25 protein-coding genes, 1 tRNA gene and 1 pseudogene are annotated in these 25,493 nt (G+C 35.3%); 11 read left to right on the forward strand and 16 right to left on the reverse strand.

Annotated elements, in window-relative coordinates; all coding sequences use genetic code 11:
- Window positions 1-252 precede the first annotated feature (252 nt).
- The 4 genes from C7D53_RS20900 (at window position 253) to C7D53_RS09390 (ending at window position 2,762) form a co-directional block, all read left to right on the forward strand.
- Window positions 253-396 carry a bacteriocin-like protein gene (locus C7D53_RS20900; RefSeq protein WP_162926140.1) on the forward strand — a complete coding sequence of 48 codons (144 nt, stop codon included), beginning with the start codon at window positions 253-255 and terminating at the stop codon, window positions 394-396.
- Between the two features lie 28 nt (window positions 397-424).
- Window positions 425-571, forward strand: a complete 147-nt coding sequence (locus tag C7D53_RS20905) for a bacteriocin-like protein (RefSeq protein ID WP_162926141.1) — start codon at window positions 425-427, stop codon at window positions 569-571.
- A 169-nt stretch (window positions 572-740) separates the two neighbouring features.
- Complete coding sequence (locus tag C7D53_RS09385; RefSeq protein ID WP_106916722.1) at window positions 741-1,565, forward strand: AraC family transcriptional regulator; 825 nt, start codon at window positions 741-743, stop codon at window positions 1,563-1,565.
- Window positions 1,566-1,634: 69 nt separating this feature from the next.
- A complete protein-coding gene (locus tag C7D53_RS09390; protein ID WP_106916111.1) occupies window positions 1,635-2,762 on the forward strand; it encodes an agmatine deiminase family protein in 1,128 nt (375 codons plus the stop codon).
- A gap of 60 nt (window positions 2,763-2,822) precedes the next feature.
- On the opposite strand, the gene C7D53_RS09395 is transcribed toward C7D53_RS09390, so the two are convergent.
- The 4 genes from C7D53_RS09395 to holA form a co-directional block, all read right to left on the reverse strand.
- A tRNA-Ser gene (locus tag C7D53_RS09395) sits at window positions 2,823-2,907 on the reverse strand.
- 321 nt (window positions 2,908-3,228) lie between these two features.
- Window positions 3,229-3,606, reverse strand: coding sequence for a VOC family protein (locus C7D53_RS09400; RefSeq protein WP_106916112.1), 378 nt, complete (start codon window positions 3,604-3,606; stop codon window positions 3,229-3,231).
- Window positions 3,607-4,405: 799 nt separating this feature from the next.
- Window positions 4,406-5,347 carry a thioredoxin-disulfide reductase gene (gene trxB, locus C7D53_RS09405; RefSeq protein WP_106916113.1) on the reverse strand — a complete coding sequence of 314 codons (942 nt, stop codon included), beginning with the start codon at window positions 5,345-5,347 and terminating at the stop codon, window positions 4,406-4,408.
- 270 nt (window positions 5,348-5,617) lie between these two features.
- On the reverse strand, window positions 5,618-6,655 hold the full coding sequence (gene holA / locus C7D53_RS09410) for a DNA polymerase III subunit delta (RefSeq protein WP_106916114.1): 1,038 nt from the start codon (window positions 6,653-6,655) through the stop codon (window positions 5,618-5,620).
- Window positions 6,656-6,662: 7 nt separating this feature from the next.
- On the opposite strand from holA, the gene C7D53_RS09415 reads away from it, so the two are divergent.
- The 5 genes and pseudogenes from C7D53_RS09415 to C7D53_RS09435 all read left to right on the forward strand — a co-directional run bounded on the left by C7D53_RS09415 (window position 6,663) and on the right by C7D53_RS09435 (window position 10,130).
- A complete protein-coding gene (locus tag C7D53_RS09415; RefSeq protein ID WP_106916115.1) occupies window positions 6,663-7,094 on the forward strand; it encodes a type I restriction enzyme HsdR N-terminal domain-containing protein in 432 nt (143 codons plus the stop codon).
- Window positions 7,095-7,275: 181 nt separating this feature from the next.
- Window positions 7,276-7,581 (forward strand): hypothetical protein, encoded by a 306-nt coding sequence (locus tag C7D53_RS09420; RefSeq protein WP_106916116.1) that lies wholly within the window; start codon window positions 7,276-7,278, stop codon window positions 7,579-7,581.
- Window positions 7,582-7,620: 39 nt separating this feature from the next.
- On the forward strand, window positions 7,621-8,232 hold the full coding sequence (locus C7D53_RS09425) for an HAD family hydrolase (protein WP_106916117.1): 612 nt from the start codon (window positions 7,621-7,623) through the stop codon (window positions 8,230-8,232).
- 194 nt (window positions 8,233-8,426) lie between these two features.
- A pseudogene (locus tag C7D53_RS21155) lies at window positions 8,427-8,678 on the forward strand (thrombospondin type 3 repeat-containing protein); the annotation flags it as partial.
- Between the two features lie 708 nt (window positions 8,679-9,386).
- Window positions 9,387-10,130: a dienelactone hydrolase family protein gene (locus C7D53_RS09435; RefSeq protein WP_106916118.1), complete on the forward strand. Its 744-nt coding sequence runs from the start codon at window positions 9,387-9,389 to the stop codon at window positions 10,128-10,130.
- Window positions 10,131-10,222: 92 nt separating this feature from the next.
- On the opposite strand, the gene C7D53_RS09440 is transcribed toward C7D53_RS09435, so the two are convergent.
- The 7 genes from C7D53_RS09440 to C7D53_RS09470 all read right to left on the reverse strand — a co-directional run bounded on the left by C7D53_RS09440 (window position 10,223) and on the right by C7D53_RS09470 (window position 14,145).
- Window positions 10,223-10,606 (reverse strand): PEGA domain-containing protein, encoded by a 384-nt coding sequence (locus C7D53_RS09440; RefSeq protein WP_106916119.1) that lies wholly within the window; start codon window positions 10,604-10,606, stop codon window positions 10,223-10,225.
- A gap of 265 nt (window positions 10,607-10,871) precedes the next feature.
- Window positions 10,872-11,243, reverse strand: coding sequence for a cupin domain-containing protein (locus tag C7D53_RS09445; protein WP_106916120.1), 372 nt, complete (start codon window positions 11,241-11,243; stop codon window positions 10,872-10,874).
- Complete coding sequence (locus C7D53_RS09450) at window positions 11,240-11,767, reverse strand: GNAT family N-acetyltransferase (protein ID WP_106916121.1); 528 nt, start codon at window positions 11,765-11,767, stop codon at window positions 11,240-11,242. Before C7D53_RS09450 ends, C7D53_RS09445 begins: the two co-directional genes overlap by 4 nt.
- A 2-nt stretch (window positions 11,768-11,769) precedes the next feature.
- A complete protein-coding gene (locus C7D53_RS09455) occupies window positions 11,770-12,372 on the reverse strand; it encodes a DUF2911 domain-containing protein (RefSeq protein ID WP_106916723.1) in 603 nt (200 codons plus the stop codon).
- 29 nt (window positions 12,373-12,401) lie between these two features.
- Window positions 12,402-12,914 (reverse strand): methylated-DNA--[protein]-cysteine S-methyltransferase, encoded by a 513-nt coding sequence (locus C7D53_RS09460; protein ID WP_106916122.1) that lies wholly within the window; start codon window positions 12,912-12,914, stop codon window positions 12,402-12,404.
- A 42-nt stretch (window positions 12,915-12,956) separates the two neighbouring features.
- Window positions 12,957-13,505 carry a DinB family protein gene (locus C7D53_RS09465; RefSeq protein WP_106916123.1) on the reverse strand — a complete coding sequence of 183 codons (549 nt, stop codon included), beginning with the start codon at window positions 13,503-13,505 and terminating at the stop codon, window positions 12,957-12,959.
- A gap of 121 nt (window positions 13,506-13,626) precedes the next feature.
- Window positions 13,627-14,145, reverse strand: a complete 519-nt coding sequence (locus C7D53_RS09470; protein WP_106916124.1) for a Crp/Fnr family transcriptional regulator — start codon at window positions 14,143-14,145, stop codon at window positions 13,627-13,629.
- Between the two features lie 68 nt (window positions 14,146-14,213).
- On the opposite strand from C7D53_RS09470, the gene C7D53_RS09475 reads away from it, so the two are divergent.
- Together C7D53_RS09475 and C7D53_RS09480 are read left to right on the forward strand one after the other, a co-directional pair.
- Window positions 14,214-15,068 carry a hypothetical protein gene (locus C7D53_RS09475; RefSeq protein WP_106916125.1) on the forward strand — a complete coding sequence of 285 codons (855 nt, stop codon included), beginning with the start codon at window positions 14,214-14,216 and terminating at the stop codon, window positions 15,066-15,068.
- Between the two features lie 29 nt (window positions 15,069-15,097).
- Complete coding sequence (locus tag C7D53_RS09480; protein WP_106916126.1) at window positions 15,098-16,105, forward strand: hypothetical protein; 1,008 nt, start codon at window positions 15,098-15,100, stop codon at window positions 16,103-16,105.
- Between the two features lie 137 nt (window positions 16,106-16,242).
- Here C7D53_RS09480 and C7D53_RS09485 read toward each other — a convergent pair whose 3' ends face one another.
- From C7D53_RS09485 to carB, 5 genes are all read right to left on the reverse strand, one after another.
- Window positions 16,243-17,298 carry an alpha/beta hydrolase gene (locus tag C7D53_RS09485; RefSeq protein ID WP_106916127.1) on the reverse strand — a complete coding sequence of 352 codons (1,056 nt, stop codon included), beginning with the start codon at window positions 17,296-17,298 and terminating at the stop codon, window positions 16,243-16,245.
- Window positions 17,282-18,550, reverse strand: a complete 1,269-nt coding sequence (locus tag C7D53_RS09490; protein ID WP_106916129.1) for a PepSY-associated TM helix domain-containing protein — start codon at window positions 18,548-18,550, stop codon at window positions 17,282-17,284. Before C7D53_RS09490 ends, C7D53_RS09485 begins: the two co-directional genes overlap by 17 nt.
- A gap of 273 nt (window positions 18,551-18,823) precedes the next feature.
- Window positions 18,824-20,974 (reverse strand): TonB-dependent siderophore receptor, encoded by a 2,151-nt coding sequence (locus C7D53_RS09495; RefSeq protein ID WP_106916130.1) that lies wholly within the window; start codon window positions 20,972-20,974, stop codon window positions 18,824-18,826.
- 215 nt (window positions 20,975-21,189) lie between these two features.
- Entirely contained in the window at window positions 21,190-21,690 is a 501-nt protein-coding gene (locus C7D53_RS09500) for a hypothetical protein (protein WP_106916132.1), read from the reverse strand.
- A 605-nt stretch (window positions 21,691-22,295) separates the two neighbouring features.
- A complete protein-coding gene (carB, locus tag C7D53_RS09505; protein ID WP_106916134.1) occupies window positions 22,296-25,478 on the reverse strand; it encodes a carbamoyl-phosphate synthase large subunit in 3,183 nt (1,060 codons plus the stop codon).
- Between the last annotated feature and the right edge of the window lie 15 nt (window positions 25,479-25,493).

Below are 25,493 nucleotides of genomic sequence, written 5' to 3' on the forward strand. Positions count from 1 at the left end.
CATAACTTTTAATTAAAACTACCCTATTTTCATGAAAGTCAACTTGCCACAAGACAAGATTTCAACCGGATGTTTTTTTTCTTTGTAGGACTGTTCTAAACCTCATTCATGATTATTCAATTTCTATTAGTAATAAATAATCACAAATGAAATATCACAGCATAAAATAAATTTCACAATAATATTTTTAAAATAATCCCACTTTAGTTAATGAAAATTGATTAATTTCGATTTACATTAAACCTTATTACTATGAAAAATTTAAAGAAAGTTCACAGACAAGAAATGAAAACAATTAAAGGAGGAATCAACTGTCCTGGAGGTCAGATATGCTTGATCAACGGAAAATGGCAATGTATGCCATACGATGGATGTGGTGGTGGAAATCAACCGTAAAGCATAAGTCTAACTCAATTACTTGACAATGAAAAATTCTAAAAAAATTTCAAGAGATCAGCTGAAGAACATCAATGGAGGCGCATTAAGCTGCTCAGAAGCATGCTGCCCACCTCCGGGAATAAAAAGATGTCCTTGGATATATTGTATAGCACCTTGTGAAATATTAAGCTAAACCACGGTATATCACCTGAAAACAAAAGCCTTAAATTAATTGATTTAAGGCTTTTTGCAGAAAGAAATCTCATCCATTTCTCTTCTGATATCCTTACAAGCCTAGTCATTTTTATTTCTTTTATTTGCAATTTATCTCAGACCGCTTACCTTTCAAAATGCCATTGTTTATGGAAGACAACCTGAACTGTATTTATAAAGTTATCAATTTCATTGAAAAAAATTACGATCAGCAGATTTCTGTGAAAGATTTGGAGGAAGTTTCAAATTACTCCTACAGAAATATTCAGCGCATCTTTAAGTACAGCTGTGGAGAAACAATAGGAGCCTTCCAGCAAAGATTGAAAGTAGAAAACGCCTACAAACGAATTCTTTACACCCAGGAAAGCCTTACCTCTATAGGCATTGAAGTTGGATTTTCCACTATTGCTTCTTTTTCAAAAGCCTTTAAACAACATTTTGGAATATCTCCTAAAGAAGCCAAACTAAGCAAACAAAAGTTACTTTGCGAACCGGATCTTATTCCGGTAACCTCTGACATTCTGCTGGAACCCGAAATTATATATCTTAAACCAATAGAGGTATATTATCAGAGTATTCAAACTTATTATAATAATGAGGAAATTGAAATACTCTGGGATCGCTTTATGCACAACGATTTTCTCAGTTCCAACGCAGAGTATTTTGGAGTTATAGCAGATGAACCTTTAATTAAGACAGAAATAAACTGCCGCTATGATGCCTGCTCAACCACACAGGCTCAAAATAAAAAACTTCCCTCAAAACCTATATTTGGTGGTAAATATGCCCGATTTACCCACTCCGGAACTTATGAAACAATAGATGATACCTATACAAAAATTTATTCCCGATGGATCTTTAATTCCGGGCTTGAATTTTCACACACTCCCATTATAGAGAAGTATGAAAGGTATGCAAATGACACGGAAAGCCATGAAGAACAATTGACTTACATTTTACTGCCTTTGAAATAGATTGTCAATTTTGGACAACTTTGACATTATTTATCGATCTAATTTTGCCCTATCAAAAATAGATCAGCTATGCAAAAAAAGAAAATCTTATTCTTATTATTACCTGTTATCATGTTCTCTTGTTCTCAGGATGAACCAACAAACCCTCCCACTCCAGGTACGCCTGACCCCGCTTCTGTGGTCTACAAAATGCCTGAGGAATCAGCCACGCACGAAGGAACCTGGCTTCAATGGCCCCATCAGTATCAATATGGCACTACCTACCGTAACCGATTGGATCCAACATGGGTAGCAATGACCAAAGAACTCGCACAAAGTGAAAAGGTGCATATCGTTGCTTATGATGGCACCGAAAAAGATCGTATTCTGAGACTATTAACAAATGCAGGAGTACCACTCAACAATATCGACTTTAAATTGTATCCAACCGATGATTTTTGGGTAAGAGATAATGGTCCTATTTACGTAAAAGATAAAAATGGTAAGCTGTTTATTCAGGACTGGGGATTTAATGGTTGGGGAAATAAAGCCCAATCTAGTAAATGCAATACCATTCCATCTAAAATTTCTAGCGACACCGGGATCCCAAAAATTGATCTCAATTCAGTAATGATCAACGAAGGAGGCAGTGTTGAAATTGATGGAAACGGAGTATTAATGGCTTGTAAAAGCTCTATTCTTAACGATAACAGAAACCCTGGAATGACACAACAGCAGGCGGAAGCTATTTTTACCAAGAATTTAGGGATTACCAAGTTTATCTGGTTGGATGGAAAAGCCAATCTTGACATCACAGACATGCATATTGACGGATTTGCCAGATTTGCTAATTCTACCACCATTGTTACGATGAATACTGATGATCTCACTTACTGGCAGGTTCCAAGCAGCGATATGGGTAAACTCTACAATGCTACGCAAAAAAATGGAGCAGCCTATCAGTTTGTGAAAGTTCCTTTAACTAAATATGAGGTGGTAACTACCTATGGAAAGAATGTAGGAAAAGCGTCTTATATTAACTATTACATTGCTAATAACCGCGTACTGGTACCTAATTATAATGACCCCAATGACGCAGTAGCCAACAACATCATCCAGCAGATGTATCCTGATAAAAAAGTGGTGGGAATTGATTGCCGTAACTTATTTGCCAATGGCGGAATGGTACATTGTGTAACACAACAGCAACCTAAATAAACAATCTTTAAAAGAAAACAAAAAACCTACTGGTAATCAGTAGGTTTTTATTTATTTCTGCGGAGAGTGAGGGATTCGAACCCCCGGACCTGTTACAGTCAACAGTTTTCAAGACTGCCGCAATCGACCACTCTGCCAACTCTCCCTAAACTCCGGCTATACCGTTGTTTTCAGTGGTGCAAATATAGAACGATTTTTAATTTCTGCAAAACTTTTAGAGAACAAATTTTAACAAAACTTAATAATAGACTAGAAATCAATGGAATTATTTTTCATCAATTTTCAATTAGCCAGTTATTGAGTAAGTCAAATTGGCCGTCAATAAAGAGTTTTTCGCAAAATAACCTTTACCCTTTTCAGAAACCCCTCCCCCTTTTTCAAATATTTACTCACCTTTTATATCTAAAGTGAACCTTAGAAATAATCAATTTAAAAGATTTCGTAATTTTTGTGGTTTAGGACAAACTTACTCTCCTGTCGGTTCAAATAATTCAATTTTATTTCCCTCAGGATCCATGATATGAACAAATTTTCCGTATTCATAGGTAGCAATTTCATCCAAAATTGTTATGCCCTCTTTTTTTAATTCTTCTACTAATGCCTCAATATTCTCTACGTGGTAATTAATCATAAAGTCTTTAGTTGAGGGCTCAAAATACTGGGTAGATTCTTTAAAGGGACTCCATAATGTATATCCTTTTTTATCAGAATCTGCTTCTCTCCAATCAAATTTAGCTCCGTATGGACTGGTCTCTACACCAAGGTGGGTTTTATACCATTCATTTACAGTTTCAGGTTCTTTACATTTAAAGAAGATCCCCCCGATAGCGGTTACTCTTTTCATTTTTATTTGTTTTTGTTCAGTTTATATAAAATGGAATGCAAATTTATTTCGTTTTGCAGTTTCACAAATATATCAATGTTTCTGTAACAGATTAATGAATTTAATAAAAATAATGATGCTTGTACAATGGAGATAGTTGGAAAATCGCAAAGACGCAATTATTATTAAAAGCATATTGCTTTAAGCCGCAAGGATTTTATCTATGATAAAATTAAACGTTGGTATTTTCTTTATCTCTCGCTGATTGGGGAGATTTAGCAGATGTTCATGAAAAAATCTGCTTCATCTGCGAGATCTGCGAGAAAATTAATCACAATACACCACTTGTTGAAAATCTTAGATTTTCTTGCGTCTTAGAAAATTACACAGACAAAAAAACTTGCGTCTTTGCGATAACCCAACAAAAAAATAATAATATTTGAACAATATATGTGGTTGGAAAATCGCAAAGACGCAATTATTATTAAAAGCATATTGCTTTAGGGCGCAAAGATTTTATCTATGATAAAATTGAACGTTGAATATTAAAATCCCTCGCTGATTGGGGAGATTTAGCAGATGTTTATGGAAAAATCTGCTTCATCTGCGAGATCTGCGAGAAAATTAATTACAATACATCGCCTGTTGAAAGTCTTAGATTTTCTTGCGCCTTAAAAAACTACACAGACAATAAAAAAAACTTGCCTCCTTGCAACAATCCAACAAAACAGGATAATAAAAAATTCAAAACTTGATCAATGTATATAAAAAAGAAAAGCGTACCCAAATAGGTACGCCTTATATAGTTTAAAACTGAATATTAGTGTAATTCAGCTAAATATTTTTCCGCATCCATTGCAGCCATACATCCGCTTCCTGCAGCTGTAATAGCTTGTCTGTAGATATGGTCCTGAACATCTCCTGCAGCAAATACTCCCGGAAGATTAGTTCTTGTAGATCCTTTTTCAGTTAAGATATATCCATTCTCATCAAGATCTACCTGACCAACGAAGATATCAGTATTCGGTTTGTGACCGATTGCAATAAAGATACCTTCTACATCTACTGTAGATTTCTCCTGAGTTTGGTTATTGATGATCACTGCTCTTTCTACTAAGCTGTTTTCCCCTTCAATTCCGATCAACTCATGGTGGAATTTCACCTCAATATTCGGTGTGTTTTCTACTCTGTGTACCATTGCTTTTGAAGCTCTGAAAACGTCTTTTCTCACCAACAATGTTACCTTTCTACACAATTTAGCCAAATAAGTAGCTTCTTCAGCAGCTGTATCTCCTGCTCCTACCACTACAACGTCTTTACCTCTGTAGAAAAAACCGTCACATGTAGCACAAGCAGAAACTCCACCTCCTGCATATTTTTTTTCATCCTCAAGACCTAGATATTTTGCTGTAGCTCCTGTAGAAATAATTACTGACTTAGCAAGGATCTCCTTGTTTCCTGCATAAAGTTTGTGAACTCCACCAACTTCCTTAGAAAATTCAGCTTTAGTGATCATTTCATAATGAACCTTGGTTTCAAATCTTTCTGCTTGTTTTTGCAGATCCATCATCATTTCAGGACCTGTAATTCCCGCCGGATACCCTGGAAAGTTATCAACCTCAGTAGTTGTAGTTAATTGCCCACCTGGCTCCAAACCTGTATATAATTCAGGTTTCAAGTCTGCTCTTGCTGCATAGATGGCAGCTGTGAAACCAGAGGGTCCGGATCCAACGATCACACAATCTAAAATGTTTTGCTCCATAATCTATTTGTTCAAAAAGATTTAATTAAATTAAGACTGCTAATTTCGTAATTTTTACTGTCTTTTTAAAGTTATTTTAATGATAGTTGTCAATATGAGATATGCAGATTGTCAATGAATAGGTAACATGCAGACTCTGTGCCTAGTAAGATATTTCATTTAGAAATCAAAGGTATAGCAAAATTCAAGCTGATACATTTCTATCTGACTTTTGGCTATTTTTTTGAAATCCTATCTCTGTTGTGGGATGTTCAAAGTTTAGAAAAATGCTTAAACTTTCATCTTAATTTTATCTACATTGATAATCTTATACACCAGTTCCTTAATCAGTTCCGCTTCTCCCATATTTACTGCTCCAAGGCCTTTCCCTTTCATATCAAATTCTCTTAGAATAGAAATCACTCTTGTTGCATGTTTTAAAGGATAAAGTCTTGCACTTTCTGCGTAATCTTTGATGAAATAAGGGTTTACTCCCATTTGGGAAGCTATGGTCTGTGGCGATTGCCCTGCCATCGTTTGATAAATAATCACGTTTGAAAAATAATTGTAAAGGCTTGCGAGCATCATTACAAAGGGGTTATTCTTTGGGTTTTTGCCCATAAAATGAGCAATTTTAAAGGCCGCATTGGCATTTTTTGTTCCCAAAGCTTTCTGAAGCTCAAAAATATTATACTCTTTACTGATTCCAATATGATTTTCAATAATGGTTCCGTCCAGAACTTCTCCCTCTCTAAGGATAATCTTCAGTTTATTCAGTTCATTGGCAATTCTTGAAAGGTCATTTCCAAGATATTCTGCCAAAAGATGAGAAATATTGGGAGCTGTTTTTATTTTAAGTTTCACACACTCATCAGCAATCCATTTGGGAAGATTATTTTCCTTTACAGATTCACTAAGGAAAAGAGCTTTGGCTTTATCCAGAGCTTTGGCTGCTTTTTTTCTGCTGTCTAGTTTTTTATGCTTGTGGGCAAAAACCAATACCGTGGAAGGTACAGGGTTTTCAACATAGGATTCCAGAATTCTGTTTTCATCTTCGTTCAATTTCAGATCCTGGGCTTCTTTTACAATGATTACCTGCTTATCACCCATCATCGGAAACTGTCTTGCCAGGGAAAGAACTTCCTGATAAGAGGTGTCTTTTCCGTAAGTAACGGTCTGATTAAAGGCCTTTTCATCCTCTTCCAAAAAGTTGTGTTCAAGGGCTTTTACGGCAACATCAATAAAGTAGGCTTCTTCTCCATGGAAAAAATAAATAGGTAAAACTTCTTTATTTTTAATATTTTTGAGGATTAAATCTAATTCTTTCATCTTATTAATGGAACTTCCAAAACTGAATTTTCAGGAAACTTTTGATTTTAAATTCAAGAAAGACAAAGATAAGTTTTTTATTTATGATTTGGTTCGCAAAACTTATCTTCTACTCACTCCTGAGGAATGGGTAAGGCAGCACTGGATACATTATTATCTTACTGTAAAATCCTACTCTACATCGGCATTAATCACCGAAAAAAAGATTATTCTGAATGGTTTAACCAAGAGAATAGACCTTTTGGTGACTGAAAAAACAGAGCCTGTTATCCTGATTGAATGCAAGGCTCCTCAAATCAAATTAACTGAGAAAACATTTGAGCAAACGGCCAGATACAATTCTATTATCGGAGCTAAAGAAATTGTTTTAACAAATGGTTTACAGCACATTCATGCCTATTATGAAAACGAGCAGTATGTGTTTTATAAACCTGAATAACACTTCAAACCTGAACATCTAACAGATATTAGATTACAAAATTTCTGTTTCCATCATGTTAAACTTTTCTAAACTTATCGGTTCCAAACTGCTTAAATAAAAAAAATTCTTGATTTTTGTATTGCAAAATTAAATTCTTCTGACATTGAACAAGATAATATTACAAAAGTATGGCTTAGTCATGCAAAAAACATCAGAAAAATTTTGTGGAATTGTTTCCGGAGATCCAATTGCCAATTACATCGCAGGATTTAGACATCCTGATGATATTGAAGATTTTATAGCTGATTTAGATTTAACCACTTCAGGTAATTTTCATAAAATCAACGATCCGGATTATGGAAGCAATGCTTTGGGAAGTTATTGGTTTGCAAGGATCACTCCTATCCATTTTGAGTTATGGCAGGAAAGTCATCCAAAAAAAATAATTCCATTAGAAGACTGGAAAGCAATATTGTTGTCCTGGAAAGAATGTATAAAAGGATAATCAAAATATAAATAACAACTGAACAACATTTTATTAATTATGAAAATTAAAAACATAATATTCGATTTCGGCGGGGTACTAATGGACTGGGATCCCAGATATTTTTATAAAGACTATTTCAAGGATGATGAAAAGATGGAATATTTCCTCGAAAATATTGCACAAGACGAGTGGAATATTGAACAAGACAGAGGAAGAACTCTAGCAGAGGGTACTGAAATTCAGGTTAAAAAATTTCCTGAATGGGAGAAAGAAATCCGTGCATTTTATGATAACTGGACTATAATGCTGAAAAGTGATATTCCTCAAAATGTTGAAGTTTTACGCAAGTTAAAGAATACGGATTATCATTTATTTGGATTGACGAATTGGTCAGCAGAAACTTTTCCTTATGCTTTAGAAAACTATGATTTCTTCCAGATTTTTGATGGGAAAATTGTGGTTTCCGGAACAGAAAAACTTATTAAGCCGGATCCTAAAATATGGTATGTATTGCTGGAGAGGTACAATATTCAGGCAGGAGAATCTGTTTTTATTGATGATAACCCTAAGAATATTGAAATGGCACAGTCTCTGGGCTTTGAAACCATTCAGGTGACTCCTGATACCAATCTTGAACAGAAACTTGCCGATTTAGGTATTAAGATATAAGTAATTATATATCAAAAATATAAATGTCCTCGATTAAGTTATTTTCGTAATTTAGTTGAGGACTTTTTATGTATATGAGAAAAATTTCACTTTTATTGTTATTTTGCTGTGTTGGATTTCATGCTCAAACCTTTGAGAACCAAGAAGAATTTAAAAAGTGTCGTAAAGAATTTAACAAGAAGATATGCCTTTCTGATGAAGATCAGGACAGTATTCTATTTTATCTGGATAAATGCCCTAAAGAAGACGGCCCAGTAGAAAATAATGGTTGCCCATGGCCAGATACCGATAAAGATGGCCTATTAGATAAAGACGATGCATGTCCCACTGTTCCCGGTCCTGTAGAAAATAAAGGCTGCCCATGGGAAGATACTGATGGCGATGGAATCTTAGATAAAGATGATGCGTGTCCTACTGTCCCGGGTCCAGCCAATAACAATGGATGTCGTGTAATTTCCTGTACATTTGGTAATGAGCCCCAAATCCATATGGAAAAATTCGATATGGATGTTCAAAATATTGAAGAAATTTATAATCTGGTTAATAAAAAAGTACTGGATAATATTGTACAAAAACTTCCTAAAAAAGATTTAGCAGGCCCAAAAGCTTTTTTTCTCATACAATACATAGACAACAATTCTTATATTGATAACAATACTCCAGATGATGGAACTTCTCCAGGATACAATTTTCTGATCACTAAATTCTGGAATCAAAATATTCTTGAATATGCACGAAAAAAGTATGGTAAGGATATCTATCTTTCAAGAATGTTATCTCCATACAACCCTGACATCTACCGCAAAATGATTGGTGATAAGTCATTCAATTACATGATGAAATATTATGATTCAAACATCAAAAAGATAGTCATAACCGGAAAGCAAAAAAGCACCCTTGAACTTCCTATTGACATCCGAGTTGATTTCATTACACCTCATAAAATTAAAGTCAGCCATTTTAACGACAATGTAATCTATGAATATAAAAACAACAAATGGGAAACAATCAAAGAGTAAAATCTTATAACCAATTATTTTTCATTAATTTAGACAATAGTTTACACCTGATATAAAGAAATTATTGATGAATAACAAAAATATTAATCTATAAACAATTTCAAAGCTCTTCAACCTATTACAAAATAAAAAAATATGATACGTTCAATTTTATTAACCACATTTCTCATGGCTTCTGGAACAATTTTCAGTCAAAATCTTAAAACGGTTTCCTATAAGGACGGCTCTCAAAATCTGAATGGTTTAATTACTTCGAATGCAGGAAAAAAACTTCCGGGAGTTTTAATTTTACCGGCATGGAAAGGCATTGACCAGGAAGCAAAGACCGCTGCCCTTGAACTTGAAAAACAAGGTTATATCGCTTTTATTGCTGATATTTATGGCGAGGGGAAGATTCCTGCAGACAATGAAAATGCAGCTAAAAGCTCAGGATACTACAAGCAGAATTATACGGAATATCAAAAAAGAATTTCCCTTGCTTTGGAACAATTGAATAAAAATGGAGCTATTTCTGACAAAACAGCGGTTATTGGATATTGTTTTGGAGGAACAGGGGCTTTAGAATCTGCGAGGGGTAATTTACCAGTGGCGGGAGTAGTTTCCATCCACGGAAGTTTGGGAAGAGATCAAAGCAGAAAAAATGAAAAGTTAAATGCTAAGATTTTGATTGAAAATCCTGCAGATGATAAAAGCGTTACGCCTGAGGATTATAATAACCTCATCAAGGAAATGAATGACGGAAATGCTGATTGGCAGATCATTACCTACGCTCATTCCAAGCATACTTTTACAGATCCCAAATCACCGGATTATAATGAGATAATGGCTAAAAGAGCCTGGAACCATACCCTTTTGTTTTTGAAAGAAATATTGAAGTAAATTTAATATAACAATATATCAGTTTAACAATGTACCAATGTTTTGGTGTAGACCATTCATTGGTACATTGCTATATTGGCAAACGCTTAATTTTATGGTTGTTTTGATTCTAGCTCAACGTCATATTTTTTAGAAGAATATTTCGTCAAAGAACCTGTTGCAGCATCAATTCCTACCCCTATTGCTCCTCCAAAAAGGATGTTTAATAATGTTACCGGATTAAATTTCTTGTCTAGTTTAACTTCCTCACTGTTAAATCCTTCTTTTTGAAATGTAACGGTTTGTTTGCTCAATGATCTTGGGATCTTTGTAGTACAAGGGGTTACACACTTTTCAATACCTTTATGAAATACTGTTGCTCCCTCGGGATTAGAGGTAAACGTAATGGGATCTTGAGTTCCGGTAAACATGCTGGCACAAGAGGTTGTAGAAAGTGCAATGCCCAGAAATAATACAGGTGATAATTTGTTTTTCATATATTAATTTAAGTACGCTGAATAATTTTCAGCGCGCGAACATACAAAATAATTAATGACAACAGCCATTAACGGACAATAATATCTTTATCCAAAATATAACTGACTGATATTTAAAATATGTTTTTGATCATTTTAATCAAAACATGGCATTCATCCTAAAACAAAAAACCATCTCAATTTTGAGACAGTTCTTTTTTATTTTGTATTGTATTACAGCATGAATACCACCAATCTTTTTTTAAATTTGGTAGCCATACATCTATTAATCTACACCCTCCTCTTCCCTGTTTACCAGTTCCATAGAAAAGGCAGGAAGACAAATAGCAAGGTATTCACATGGTTCTGAAAATGGATTACTGTAACGGATTCTTGCTCCTTTTTCAATAAGGATGCTGCTTCCTTTTTCCAGTATTACAATTTCCCCATCTATTTCAAACTGTTTTTTTCCTGAAATAATGTAAGTAAACTCGTCAAATTCTGGAGTCTGATGAGGCTCACTCCAATCCGGTGGAGCAACCATATGCGCGATAGAAACATTAGAATTTCCGGTAGAATTTCCCCAATGCTCTTCAATCAGTTTTCCGTCTGTAGTAGGAACTACAAATGGAGATTGCTGAATTTTGTATTTTTTCATTTCCAGTCTTCTTTTTTGATTTCGTAAACAAAATTAGTTCTTGTTGGCTCTGAAAAATAAGCCACTTCCTCTTCTGCTATTTTTACTCCTCCAAGTCTCTCCAGCGCTGTCTGCGAACGGAAATTTTCTTTTCCAATGTGAAAATGGACTTTATCTACAAATTGAAAAATATAATCCAGCATCAGCTTTTTAACTTTTGGATTAATTCCTTTCCCCCATGATTTGGTTCCATAAAAAGTATACCCAATGAAAATATGGCTGTCATTTTCATCAAAGTCGTAATAACGGCTACTTCCAAGAACATCTCCGGTTGCTTTGTCAATAATTTTGAAGGCACCTTCACTTTCGATGGCTCCTCTGAAAAAATTTTCAAAAACTTCTCTCTGATAACGATCCTTGTTAGGATGCTGCTCCCAAACTTTAGGATCGGAGGCTACTTCATATAAAGATTCAAAATCCCCTTGCTGTAAGGGGATTAATTGAAATTCTTCATTCTCTAAAACGGGCTGAATAGAAAAATTCATTATTAGCTCTTTTTAGTGGAATCTGATTCTATTTTCTTGATTTCTTTCAATTTATCAGAAATCTTGATTACGGTATCTAATTTTGATGGCTTCAAAGGAACTTCTGCCTGAGCCATATCCCATTTGATCACTAGGTTTCCTGTATTTTCGTCTGTAGGATTCAGGGTAATTTCAAACCATTCCTGTTTGTCTATTAACTTATTAACCGGTACGGTAACATCTACTACATCTTGTTTAGGATCGTAAGTATAAGCTCCCCACTGCTGGAAATCTTTGTTCAGGATTACTTTCCATTCTTTTTCTGTAGGAACGATGAATAATCCGTATGTTCCTGCAGGAACTGTTTTCCCACCGAAATTAACGGCTTGTCCGAATGTAATTTTTGTAGACGAGTTAGCTCCTGCTCTCCAAACCTGGCCATAAGGAACCAATTCTCCAAAGATCTTACGTCCTTTTACTCCCGGTCTTCCGTAGTCGATGGAGATCTTAGACATTGAAAACTGCTGTTCTACTTTCTGACGCGGACTTGCTGCCGGTACAGAGTAGTCTTGTGCAAAACTGAATGCTGAAACTGAAATGCAAACTGCTACTAATAACTTTTTCACGTGTAAATTTTTGCTTAAAATTACAAAAATCAAAACAAAATAGCTTTCTCTAATTCCAATAATTTTTGCTTTCTCCAAATTCCTCCTGCATACCCCACCAATTCGCCGTTGGACCCAATCACCCGATGACAGGGAATTAAAATAGCGATCTTATTAATTCCATTAGCAGTTCCTACGGCACGTATGGCTTTTGGATTACCAAGAAATTCTGACTGCTGTTTATAGGTTCTGGTCTCTCCCATCGGAATCTCCCGAAGAAGCTGCCAAACCTTTTCCTGAAACTCTGTTCCTGTAGTAAATAAAGGAACTTCGAAATGGCTTCTCTTCCCTTCAAAATATTCTGTAAGTTCTTCTTCCAATTGTTTAAAATGGAGGTGTTCTTTTTCTACAATTTCAGCATTCAATGCCTTTGATAGAGACTTGAACTGTTTTTCGCTATTTTTCCGGTCTGTAAATTCTAAAAGACAGATCCCCTGGTCTACAGCACAAGCTATCATCTCTCCTAATGGAGTTTGTATCGTTTTTTGGTATATGATTTCCATTAATATAAAATTAGTGTTTTTTGGAATTCATATTCGTTGCTTTTAAATATTATTCAAAATTCTTTCTACCTGAGCCAGATGTCTTGCATTATGATAAATAACAAAACGAAAAGTATCGCCTAGTTTTAAGGTAATCAATTTAGAAATGCTGATTGCCGTTTTTGTTTTTTCCAGATCTATGTGCTTTGCTTTTTCTAATAGTTCCAGTAAAAGTTGTTGCTGCTTTGCAAATTCAGTCAAAACCTCCTTATTCAATTGGCTATGGATAGGGTTCATTGCTTTCAGGGTCTTCATCTTGTTCAGTTTTTCCTTGGGAAGCATACTTTTAGCAAAATAATTCCCTAAAATTCCTGGTCTGAAAACGGGTTGGGAAGAAGTGACGGAAGAAGATATCCTGTGACTGATTTCAGGAATGTAAAAATCTCCGTATCGGTTAAGATGTTCCAGACATTCCAATACACTCCAGCTGTCTGTAGACATTCTGAAGTTTAATTCATTTTCCGGCTTTAACAGAAGTGTTTGAGCATATTGTAAATGGTTTCCGGTTCTATCTTTTAATTCTTCTAATAATTGTAGGGTTGAAATTTTCATCTGTTTATTTTTACATTTTAAAAGGTAAATGAAACTATAGAAGTAATTATTGAGATAGGATGTTCCATTGTCGCTTTTATGCAAATTTCAGAATTGGCTGGTTCTTAAATATTGATTGAACTCAAGATTTTTTGAGCCTTGACAAGGTTTCCGGTGACATTCTGAGATAATTGGCGATATATTTATTGGGAACTTCCTGAAACAGTTTCGGGCTTCGTTTTAATACTCTTTCGTATCGTTCTTTTGGTGAATTGATCAACAGATCCTTTTCTCTTTCAAGCTGTTGCATAACTAAACCTTCCAAGGTTTGCACCCAAAATCTCATATGCTCTTCATGAGATTGAATAAATTCATAGAAATCCTTTTTTGAAGCCACTTTTACTATTGCTTTTTTTATAGCCTGAATATAAAGATCCGATGGTTTTCCCGAAATAAAAGAATCCAAGGAAACAATAATATTTCCTGTATAGCCAAAACGGATGATTCTTTCTTCATTTTCATCTGTCATGAAGATCCTTACACTTCCTTTTTCTATAAAATAAATAGAAGTATCTGTACTTCCTGAAATCTTCAGAAATTCATTTCGCCTGAATTCCTTAGCTTCCCAATGAATGCCACTTTGAAGTAATTTTTCAATCATTTCAGTTTATTATTTGGTGTTCCAAAGATAATGGGTAATTTTAATGGTTTAAACACTCATCACGAATAATGCTCAAAAAGATAAGTCTTTTATTTCTGCTTTCCATAGGATTTTCCAATGTGAAAGCTCAAAAAACCATCCCCTTCCGGATGACAAAATATAATAATATTATTGTAAAAGCTCTTGTTAACAAAAAAGATTCTTTGAATCTTATGTTTCAGATTGCCATGAAAGATGCTTCTATTTCTCCTGAACGAAAGCAAAAAGCAGATCATATCATTTTCAATAAGGAGAAAATAAGTGATCATAATATGGTTAATATTGAAACTCTAAGCTGGAAAGACGTCCGTTTTACAGATAATGAATTAACAGGCCATGAGGCAGATGGAAAGATCGGAACAGGGCTTTTTGAAGGAAAAATTTTCAAGATTGATTATGATAACAACCAATTTGTTATTTATGATAAAATCCCTGACCTTACAGGATTCCAACCTGTTAAAATTCTCCTGAACGAACAGGCTTTTTATATTTCAGGGGACAATATCATTGACGGAGATCAACAACAGGAAGCTTATTTTTTACTACAATCCGGATATTCCGGCGGAGTTTTATATAGTAATGAATTTGCCGAAAAACATCAATTAAATGATAAATTAAAGATTTCCGGAGAAAAAACACTAAAAAATTCAAGTGCAGAAAAGCTGGTAATAAAACAGGGAACTCTTCCTTTTTTTAAGCTTGGTAATTTTGTTTTTAAAGATGCATCTGTTGGATTTTTCGCAGGAGAATTAAAAACACAAACCACCAGTTATTTTGGAGCTGATATGCTCCGCCGATTTATCTGGATCTTTGATGCAGACCAAGAAATTGCCTATATTAAACCAAGTAAATACTATTCAGAACCCTATTATAAGATAAATTAAAACTTACGATATTCAAAAAAATCTTAATAATGAAAGTTAATACAGCCTTAGTGCTTTTATCATTACAACTGATGATCTTCAGCTGTAAAAAAGATGAAAAACAACCTGTTCAGAATCAAAACAATCTACCAAGTGATTCTGTAAAAACAGTAGCGAAGAAAGAAGATGAAATAGATTTTAAGAATTTTCACATTTTCAATGTTTCTACCATGCAGCGTAATGAGCTGATGGACACTTTTATCTCTGTATCTGATATTTACAGTGATTCTCAATCTGTTCCGGCAGAAATCCCTAAAAAACAAAAAGAACTTCCTTTGGACAAGCTATCCTATCTTGAGCTGGATGAGCAGCACAAACAAAAGATGCTTACAGGAATTAAACTCACCGAAAATGACTCTCTGTATCTTTACAACTATGGAACCAATAAGCTGCAGAAGTTTCCGGTACGTCAGTTAAAAGCTGTTGCCTACTTATCTCCGTACTTTACTGAAGGGGAAGAAATTGATGCAAGCTCTTATATGCTTGGCTTCCAGATTGACAATCAGAAAAGCAATGAGATTTTTGATAAGTATTCTAATGTGGTTGCTTACTTTGGAAACAAGAACCCATTTGTAGAGAATAAGATGAAGGCGATCAAATGGGAAAAAGCAGGCACAGATGTTCAGAAAAGATATTTTTCCGGCTCCAAGCTTAGATATGGGGGTACCTTCCAGGCTAAATATGATAATATGACCTATTATGTACAGGACCTTCTTGAAGAGTATGGAACACAGGAACGTAAGCTAGTGGTCATTAACAATCAGAATGAAAAAATATTTGAAAAAACTTTTTCCATGGATGATGGCGCAGAATTTAACCCTCTTGAGAAAATGGAAAATGATCCCACTAATTCCTACGCACAATGGACCGGTCATCTCTTTAAAGGAAAAGCGCCTGTTGTGTTTGGTTTCATTTCTCCCTCTTTTGGCTGTCCTGTTATTACATTCATAGATAAGGAGAAGACAGAGCTCAGTATCAATTGTGATAATAGACATTAAGCAGACAAAAAAATAATATCAAAAAGCAAATCTGTACTGGTTACAGATTTGCTTTTTTATTGTATGTTTTAAAAATTATGGGGCAGACTGCATTTGATCAATCTACCCCACATTCCATCCTATTTATAGCATTTCAATTATTTAATCTTAGGATAAAGTTTGTTTTTCAGGTTCATGAAATAGTTTTCGGACTCTTTAAAGTCATTACTTTTCATAAACTTAAGAACTACGTTCAGATAAGCTTCTGACGGTGTAAATTCTGTTGCCATTTTCCCAGAGAACTTTTTATAATCTTCTTCAAGTAAGCCCGGATTTTTGGCAAGTTGCTTAATATCTGTCCTGAAACCTTTAAATATAAATTTTAAAGCTTCATAATTTCCAGGATAAGAAACCGTTCCATGTACTTCTCCCTCAAAAAAGCGGTGCTTGTAGTTCAAAGAGCCATTTTTCTCTACCATTTCTTTAAATTCTTCAATGGCCTGTGTCATATCAGAATTCCAGTTTTTCTGTTGTTCTTCATTGTCAGCCTGCGAAACATATAAAGATTTGTGGGCAGGAAATTTCTTATTCTTTTCCAAATAATCTTTTGTTCTTGAGAGGGTAACCTTATTATCCCACCATAAGCTTGGATCGTTGGCAACATAGGCATTGAAGTAATCCGGATGCGTAAGAAAAACATTGATGGCAAAAAGACCACCAAATGAATGTCCCACCAATACTGAATAGTCCTGAGTTCTATAGTTTTTACTGATGAAAGGTTTTAATTCTTCCTGCAAGAATTTCACAAAGTTCTCACTTCCTCCACTGTCAGAAAAAAGGGTTACATTGGGATTCACAGGACTTTTTTTTCCTGCCTTTGTAGGGGTAAGATCTCTTGTTCGCTCTGTATTTTTTATTCCCACAACAATACATTCGGGGATATCTGCATAGGGAGTTCTTGCTATAAAATCTGCCATCCCCGTGTAATATTCAAAGTTGATTTCTCCGTCTAAAAGATAAATGACCGGATACTTTGCGGGCGCAATTGTATGATCATTATAGGTTTTGGGAAGATGTACTGAGATTTCCCTGTTTTCGTTTAAAACCTTTGAAAATAGGCTCTGTTTCTCTCCTATACTAATCTTTTCCTGAGCCTTCCCGAGTGTAAAGAATGAAAATAGAGATAGATATAAAATTTTAAACCAGTTGTTCATGGTGTGATTCTTTTCTGTGTTGATGAATATTATTAATTTCTTTGCCTTTTTTGGTGGACTTATTTCGTCTTCCCCACCAGATCAGGAATCCCGTAACCGGTAGACTGGTACAGATAATTCCGATGATGAAAGTGAAGATCTTTCCAAACATTCCGCCCCAATAGCCTACATGCAGATCGAAGTTCATATGTTCAATAATTTCATGCATCTGAACTTCCTTTGGATAATTGATCTCATTTCCGGTGTACTTGTTGGCTTCCATTGTTTTACCGCCCTCAAGACTTTTTAATCCTATAAATTTAGCAGCAACAACGTGATAAACCGTTGCAGAATCATTTCTTGGAATACTCATTCTGAATTGTTTTGCCTCTGGAAATTCGCTGAAGTTTTTATTTACAAAATCAGTATAGGACAAGGCTTTTTTATTAGGATCAAATTTAGGTTCATATTTTTCAGCAATCTCATGAGCATCTGCAACACCTCCGAAAGCCTGCTGAGTAAGATCGGTTAAAACCTTATAGGCCATAATTAATCCCGTAATGGTAATAAATACTGCCGGTAATAGTGAATAGAACCCAAAAACATTATGAAAGTCGTAGTTTTTTCTACGCCATTTGGTTCCTGATTTAATTTTAAATGCAGTAGTTCTTGTTGTTTTGTTCCATTTTTTTGGCCACCAAAGAATTAGTCCTCCAATCAATTGAACAAAAAAGATGATAGAAGCCACTCCCACTACTGTTTTACCGAATTTACCGGCCAACAGCTGAGCGTGGATATGGGCTACCACATAGAAAAATTCATAGCTTTTTGTAGATCCCATCACTTTTCCTGTGTAGGGGTCAAGATAATGATAGGCGAAGACACCTCTTGGTCCTCGGCCTTTTGGTTTTGCTGCTTTATCTGCATTTTTCTCCTTAGGAGGCTTGGTTGCCGATGCCACCCTAAAAGTTCTGTCTGCTTCCTTATATGTATCGAAGTAAAAAGCTTTTCTGTCCGGAACCTGTTGATGAAATTGCGCTAACAGCTGTTCGGGTGACATTTTTTTTGCGTTGGCCGGAGCCTGAACGTATTTTGCACTACCACCGCACAAGTCAATGATTTCATCACAGAAGACAAATACAGTTCCTGAAAGTGTTACGGTAAGTACAATAATCCCGGAAACTAGTCCGAGCCATAGATGGAGCCATCCTGTAATTCTTTTGGTGAGGGATTTTCCCTGCTTTTTCTTGGGGTTCGTTTTTTTGTTTTCCATATCCAGTGGGTATATGATTTCAAAATAGCCTATCACTAAAAAAATGATAGATGCCGGATATACGCAAAGACGTAAAAAGGGATTAATGACGTTGAGCTACAAGATGCAAGAATCTGAAATTGATCAAATTTATGAATGCGCGTTAAAAATCTAATTATTAAATATAAGTATCTGATTTTCTTACATCTTAAAAACGTTATCATCTTCTCAACGGCTTTGCGTTGTCCAGCAATAGTTACTTTGAAAAAATATGTTTTTTGTTTTTATATTTTTTTAAAATTTGAATGCAAAATTGGCAAGAATTTCTCTCGGCTTCTGTGGCTGACCGTAGAAGTTCCAGTACATTTGATCCAAGGCATTGTTCATCTTCAAACCAATTCTGTATTTTTTCTTGTCATAGAAAATAGTGGCTCCCACTGAAGTATATGACGGTGCCAGAAAATGGTTGGTAATATTGATGTATGTTTTATCAACAAAATTAAATCCTGCTCCAAATCCAAGTCCTTCAAAAGCTCCATTCATAACTTTATAGCTCGTCCAGAAGTTGGCCACGTGCTTAGGCGTCCATGCGATTCTTTTCCCGCTGTCTTTGCTTCTGTCATCATATTTATTATCGTTATAACCATACCCGGCAACAATATTCCATCCTTTGAAAGGGTTGGCAATGATCCCTATTTCCAGTCCCTGACTTTTAATACCACCATCCTGAATACTTCCTATTCCACCCGGATCTGCAACCAGTCTGTTTTTGACGTTAATATTATAATAACTCACCGTTGTCAGTAGTTTTTTATGGAAAAGATCTACTTTAAAACCTGTTTCAATCTGATTTCCCTGCTCCGGATCCCATTTTGTCAGAACGCCAACTTCATTCAGTGACGGAGCATAGTTTTTAAATCCATTCACATAATTGGCAAAGAATGAAATCTGATCTTTTACAATTTCATAAACTAATCCGAACTTTGGTGAAAACTGGGTCTGGCTGTAACCTGTAACTTTATTTTCCGGATATCCGTTTTTGGTTGAGATTTCTACACCGTTTACTACCGTATCATCATTTTTATAGCTGTCGACTCTTAGACTAGCCATCACTAATAAATTATCTGTGATATTCAAAACATCAGAGATATAACCGCTAATAGTTCTGAATGTTGTGATATCAGATTCGGTAGATTTTCTCTCCTTATTCATGAATTTATTTCTTGAGATAGGATCCCATGCTGAAGAACTATCAAGATTCACTTTGTCATAAGGCATAAAAACATTGCTGTATCCGTTGGCCTCATAATATGGAAACTGATATTTTGTTCTTTGCTGAAAATAATCTATTCCCACCACTAGACGATTTCTCAAGTTTCCTATTTTAAAATCTCCAGTAAAGTTCTGCTGAATATTGTCGGTTGTAACTTTAAAGCTGTCGAAAGGGCGGATCATTCTTTCTACCTGATTATTATTCAAATATCTAAGTACTAAAAAGATTGATTCATTTTCATTGGCTTCACCTCTTTGGTAAGATGTTCTTGAAGTCCATTGATCGTTGAATTTATGGGTAACTTCAGCCATTGTTACAAAATTGGTTCTTTTGGAACCAATATCATTACTTGTAAATGCCCTTTTGTAAGCAACTTCCAGATCTTTCATTGAGTGTAGAGTCAGTTTTTCTGAGTTTCTCACATACGCATTCAATGTTTTGTCTGGCGCATGGAACTCGGTGTCAAGCGTTACAGTAGTTTTATCACTTACTTTGTATAAAATACTTCCTGAGAAAAACAGGCCTTTGTTATATCCCGCATCCTGAAAAGAATCCTGAGAATATGCCGCCACATTAAATCTCGCCAAAGCGGTCTTTTCTTTATTTAGGGGAGTGTTTACATCTGCTGTAATTCTGTTCATCCCCCAGCTTCCGGTGGTATAGTTGATGATTCCACCGAAGTTTTCCTGTGGCTTTTTAGTCACCACATTTACAACACCTCCGTAGTTTGCCAAGGTTCCTCCAAATAAGGTTCCTGATGGACCTTTAATTACTTCTACTCTTTCAATATTGGCAATTTCCGACTGTACTCTCGGGTTTTGAGTTAATCCGTTTCTGAAGCTGGCATTAGAGCTAAATCCTCTCAGAAAGACATCATTCCCACTGTCGTTCACACTGTTACTTACTACAACTCCCGGCGCTGAAGCCATTGCCGTATTGAAATCTGTAGCTCCCATTTCACTGATAATCTCTTTTGGAACAAGATTGTAAACGGTTGGATTCTCAAGGTTTTCCAGAGGAAGCCTTGCTACGGATTCGGATTTTTTGGTTCTGTAGTTATGAGTTCCCTGAAGTGATACAGACTGGATCTCAGCCACTTTTAGGGTATCACTTTCCTGTGCATGGAGCATGGTTACTGCCAATAAAGATGCAGAAATAATCGTTTTTTTCATTTTTATAAATAAGCTTAGTGTCACAAAATTAAATTATTTTTATTAATTCTAAATAAAAATATGACACAAATCATAAAATATGTTAACAAAAAAAGACCATAAATAAAGGGTTTCCGAATAGTCGAAAACCCTTTGTTTACTGAGAATATAAGATACTTTAGGTTAAATAATCACCTGGCTTATTTACATTTTTCGTAAAATTATTATAAATTTATTTACACTATTGCAGCGCTCATCATAGACATGTAGTAGTTGGCACAATGCAGAGAAACCATCATTAATATTTCTTTATTAGAGAATGTTTCAAAGATATCGGAACTTATTATCTGATATTCGTAATCCATTAAATTCCACTTTAGGCTTGGCTTCATAATCAACAATTCTGATCCTATTTTGTCTGTAAGAACAAATGATTCTTTAAAAATTCCTCTATGCTTAAAAACGTAACTTTCCTTTAGCCCATCAAAATAAGTCTGCACAATAATTTCTCCGTTCCAGTTCATCCTGAATTTTAAGAGTACTTTTTCATCTTCCTTTAATTCTATTGTTGTTCCCCAAAATCCCTTTGGCTCTACCTGATAGCTTTGATGATCTGCAATATCAATGATTGCATTAAACTTAAACCAATTCTTGTAAGAAAGCTTCCCTATTAATTTGTCGTCTTTTGTAACTTCAAAATTTAAGGATTTGTTTGATTTTGCATAATATTCTGCCATGGTTATATTTTAATTTGGTGGAATTTTTATTAGTCTTACTATATAATAGAATAATTCATTTATGATCCCCTAATTTACAACGTCTTACAGAAATCAGCAAAAAAAAATTAAAATGGTTTTATTGTATGTTAAGATAAAAGACAGTTATTGAAAATAAAAGAACTGATTCAGCATTCCTCCTCATTGATAAGTCATTTGGTTTATACAAATAATATTTTACTATTTGTAAAACCCTTACTTAATTTTAAAAATATAATCATCTTTAACTTTTGTGCCTTTCTTTCCAGTTCCATTCTCATAATTAAAACTAAAATGGCCATACAAATCTTCATTGAGCTTAGATAAAATATTCTATTTATAATTTATTGTAATTTTTTTCTTGTTTGGGTTATATTTTGAACATAAAAATCGGTCGGTATTGTGTACCCAAAAAAGCAAGGACAAAAATAACAATCAAGAGCACTCTGGTATTTGTTTTATATTCATCTCATTAAGTTTAAATGGTTTTCATAAAAAAATAGAAAATTTTAATTGATAGTTTATTTAATATAAAAAACCCCGCAAGAAAACTTGCGGGGTTTACAATATTTATTTTGTATTCGAAATTACATCGTCTCCATTTTGAAGCTCATGCTTTCGATTACTTTTAAGATCGCTTCTACTGTATCCATTGATGTTAGACAAGGGACACCGTTTTCAACGCTCATTCTTCTGATCTGGAATCCGTCTCTTTCAGCTTGTTTCCCTTTTGTAGTGGTATTTACAACATACTGAACTTTTCCTTTCTGGATCAGATCGATAAGATTTACACTTTCTTCTCCTATTTTGTATCCGATTTTGCAAGGAATTCCTTTTTCGCCAAAGAATTTCGCTGTTCCTTCTGTAGCCCAGATTCTGAATCCTACTTCATGGAATCTTGCGGCTAAGTCAGCGGCTTCTTCTTTATGCTTATCTGCTACTGTGAAAAGGATGGATCCATGCATAGGAACTTTTCTTCCTGCTGCAACAAGACCTTTGTAAAGAGCTTTTTCAAGGGTTGTGTCTTTCCCCATAACTTCTCCTGTAGACTTCATTTCAGGTCCTAAAGAGATGTCAACTTTTGTTAGTTTTGAGAAAGAGAAAACCGGTACTTTTACAAAGACTCCTTCTTTGTTTGGAACTAAACCATCTTTGTAGCCCAAATCGGTTAGTTTCTGTCCTAAGATTGCTTTTGTAGCAAGATTAGCCATTGGAACCTCTGTGATTTTGGATAAGAAAGGAACTGTTCTTGAAGAACGAGGGTTCACTTCAATCACATATACGTTTCCTTCGAAAAGTACGTATTGAATGTTCATTAATCCAATAACCTTAAGGCCTTTTGCCAATCTTTTTGTATAATCTACTAAAGTATCAATTTCACTTTGTAAAATATTCTGTGGTGGATATACTGCAATTGAGTCTCCGGAGTGTACTCCCGCTCTTTCAATATGCTCCATAATCCCAGGGATTACCACGGTTTCACCGTCACAGATTGCATCTACTTCAATTTCTTTTCCTACCATGTATTTGTCAACCAATACAGGGTGTTCTGGGCTAGCATCTACTGCGTTCTCCATATAGTGAGCCAGTTCTGCTTCTGCGTACACAATTTCCATGGCTCTACCTCCAAGAACGTAGCTTGGACGAACCAATACCGGATAACCGATTTCGTTGGCAATTTTTATAGCTTCTTCCTTAGAAGTTGAAGTTCTTCCTTTTGGCTGAGGAATTCCCATTTCCTGTAGAGCTTTTTCAAATTTGTCTCTGTTTTCAGCTCTGTCAAGATCTTCCAAAGAAGTTCCCAGGATTTGTACTCCGTGAGAAGCTAATTTATCTGCAAGGTTAATCGCTGTCTGTCCTCCAAACTGCACTACCACTCCTTTTGGCTTTTCAAGATCGATGATATTCATTACATCTTCCTCTGTAAGAGGCTCGAAGTATAGTTTATCTGAAATTGAGAAGTCTGTAGAAACCGTTTCAGGGTTGTTATTGATGATAATCGCTTCGTAACCCATTTCTTTGATGGCCCAAACTGAGTGAACAGTTGCGTAGTCAAATTCAACACCTTGTCCGATTCTGATAGGTCCTGACCCTAGTACAATAATTTTTTCTTTATCTGAAACTACACTTTCGTTTTCTTCTTCGTATGTTCCGTAGAAGTATGGTGTTTCACTTTCAAACTCAGCAGCACAAGTGTCTACCATTTTGTAAACCGGCATCACTCCGTTTTCTTTTCTGAAGTTGAAAATTTCACGTTCTTTTACATCCCAAAGAACCGCGATATTGATATCTGCAAACCCTAACTTTTTAGCTTGGATCAGAGTTTCTTTATCAAATTTATTTTCAGCGATTACTTTTTCGAAGTCAACTAGTTTTTTCAGTTTCCAGATGAAGAATTTATCAATTTTACTCCATTCTACAATCTGTTCCCAGTCGTAACCTCTTCTTAAGGCATCACCAATGATGAATAATCTCTCATCATCACAAACTCTGATTCTTCTTTCAATTTCTTCAGCAGTAAGCGCCTGAGCTTGTTTTGTTTTTAATCCTAAATGCTTGATTCCTGTTTCTAAAGAACGGATTGCTTTTTGTAAAGACTCCTCGAAGTTTCTTCCAATCGCCATTACTTCACCCGTTGCTTTCATCTGGGTAGAAAGTCTTCTGTCCGCAGTTTCAAATTTATCGAATGGGAATCTTGGAAATTTAGTTACCACATAATCCAGAGCAGGTTCAAAACATGCGTATGTTTTTCCTGTTACCGGGTTCATGATTTCATCCAGTGTTAATCCTACCGCAATTTTTGCAGCGATCTTAGCAATTGGATATCCTGTTGCCTTACTCGCCAGCGCTGATGAACGGGAAACTCTTGGATTCACTTCGATGATGTAGTAATCGAATGAATGGGGATCTAAAGCCAACTGTACGTTACACCCACCTTCAATTCCTAGAGCTCTGATGATTTTAAGAGAAGCATTTCTCAATAACTGATACTCTCTGTCTGAAAGGGTCTGAGAAGGTGCTACTACAATTGAGTCTCCTGTGTGAACTCCTACAGGATCTATATTTTCCATGTTACAAACCACAATCGCGTTGTCGTTTGCATCACGCATTACTTCGTATTCAATTTCCTTAAATCCTGCGATTGATTTTTCAATAAGACACTGGGTTACCGGACTGTATTTCAAACCAAGTTCTGCAATTTCTTTTAATTCTGGTTCTGTAGCAGCAATACCACCACCAGTTCCTCCCATTGTAAAGGCAGGACGAACAATTACAGGATACCCAATCTCATTGGCAAAAGCAATAGCTCCTTCTACGGTGTTTACAATATCAGATTCAGGAACAGGTTCGTTCAATTCTCTCATCAATTCACGGAAAAGATCTCTGTCTTCTGCTCTGTTGATTGCAGAAAGCTTCGTTCCCAATACTTCTACTTTACATTCTTCAAGAATTCCGGATTTCTCCAGCTCAACTGCCATGTTCAATCCAGTCTGACCACCCAGCGTTGGTAACAATGCATCCGGACGCTCTTTTCTGATGATGTGGCTTACAAATTGTAATGAAATCGGCTCGATATATACTTTATCCGCGATTTCCACATCCGTCATGATTGTTGCAGGGTTTGAGTTGATCAAAATTACCTTGTAGCCTTCTTCCTTTAAAGACAGACAAGCCTGCGTTCCTGCGTAATCAAATTCAGCTGCCTGACCAATGATGATAGGTCCTGAACCGATTACTAAAATTGTTTTTATATCTGTACGTTTTGCCATTTTTCTTTTTTTAGA

This window comes from Chryseobacterium aurantiacum (assembly GCF_003020585.1).
GTDB lineage: Bacteria > Bacteroidota > Bacteroidia > Flavobacteriales > Weeksellaceae > Chryseobacterium > Chryseobacterium aurantiacum.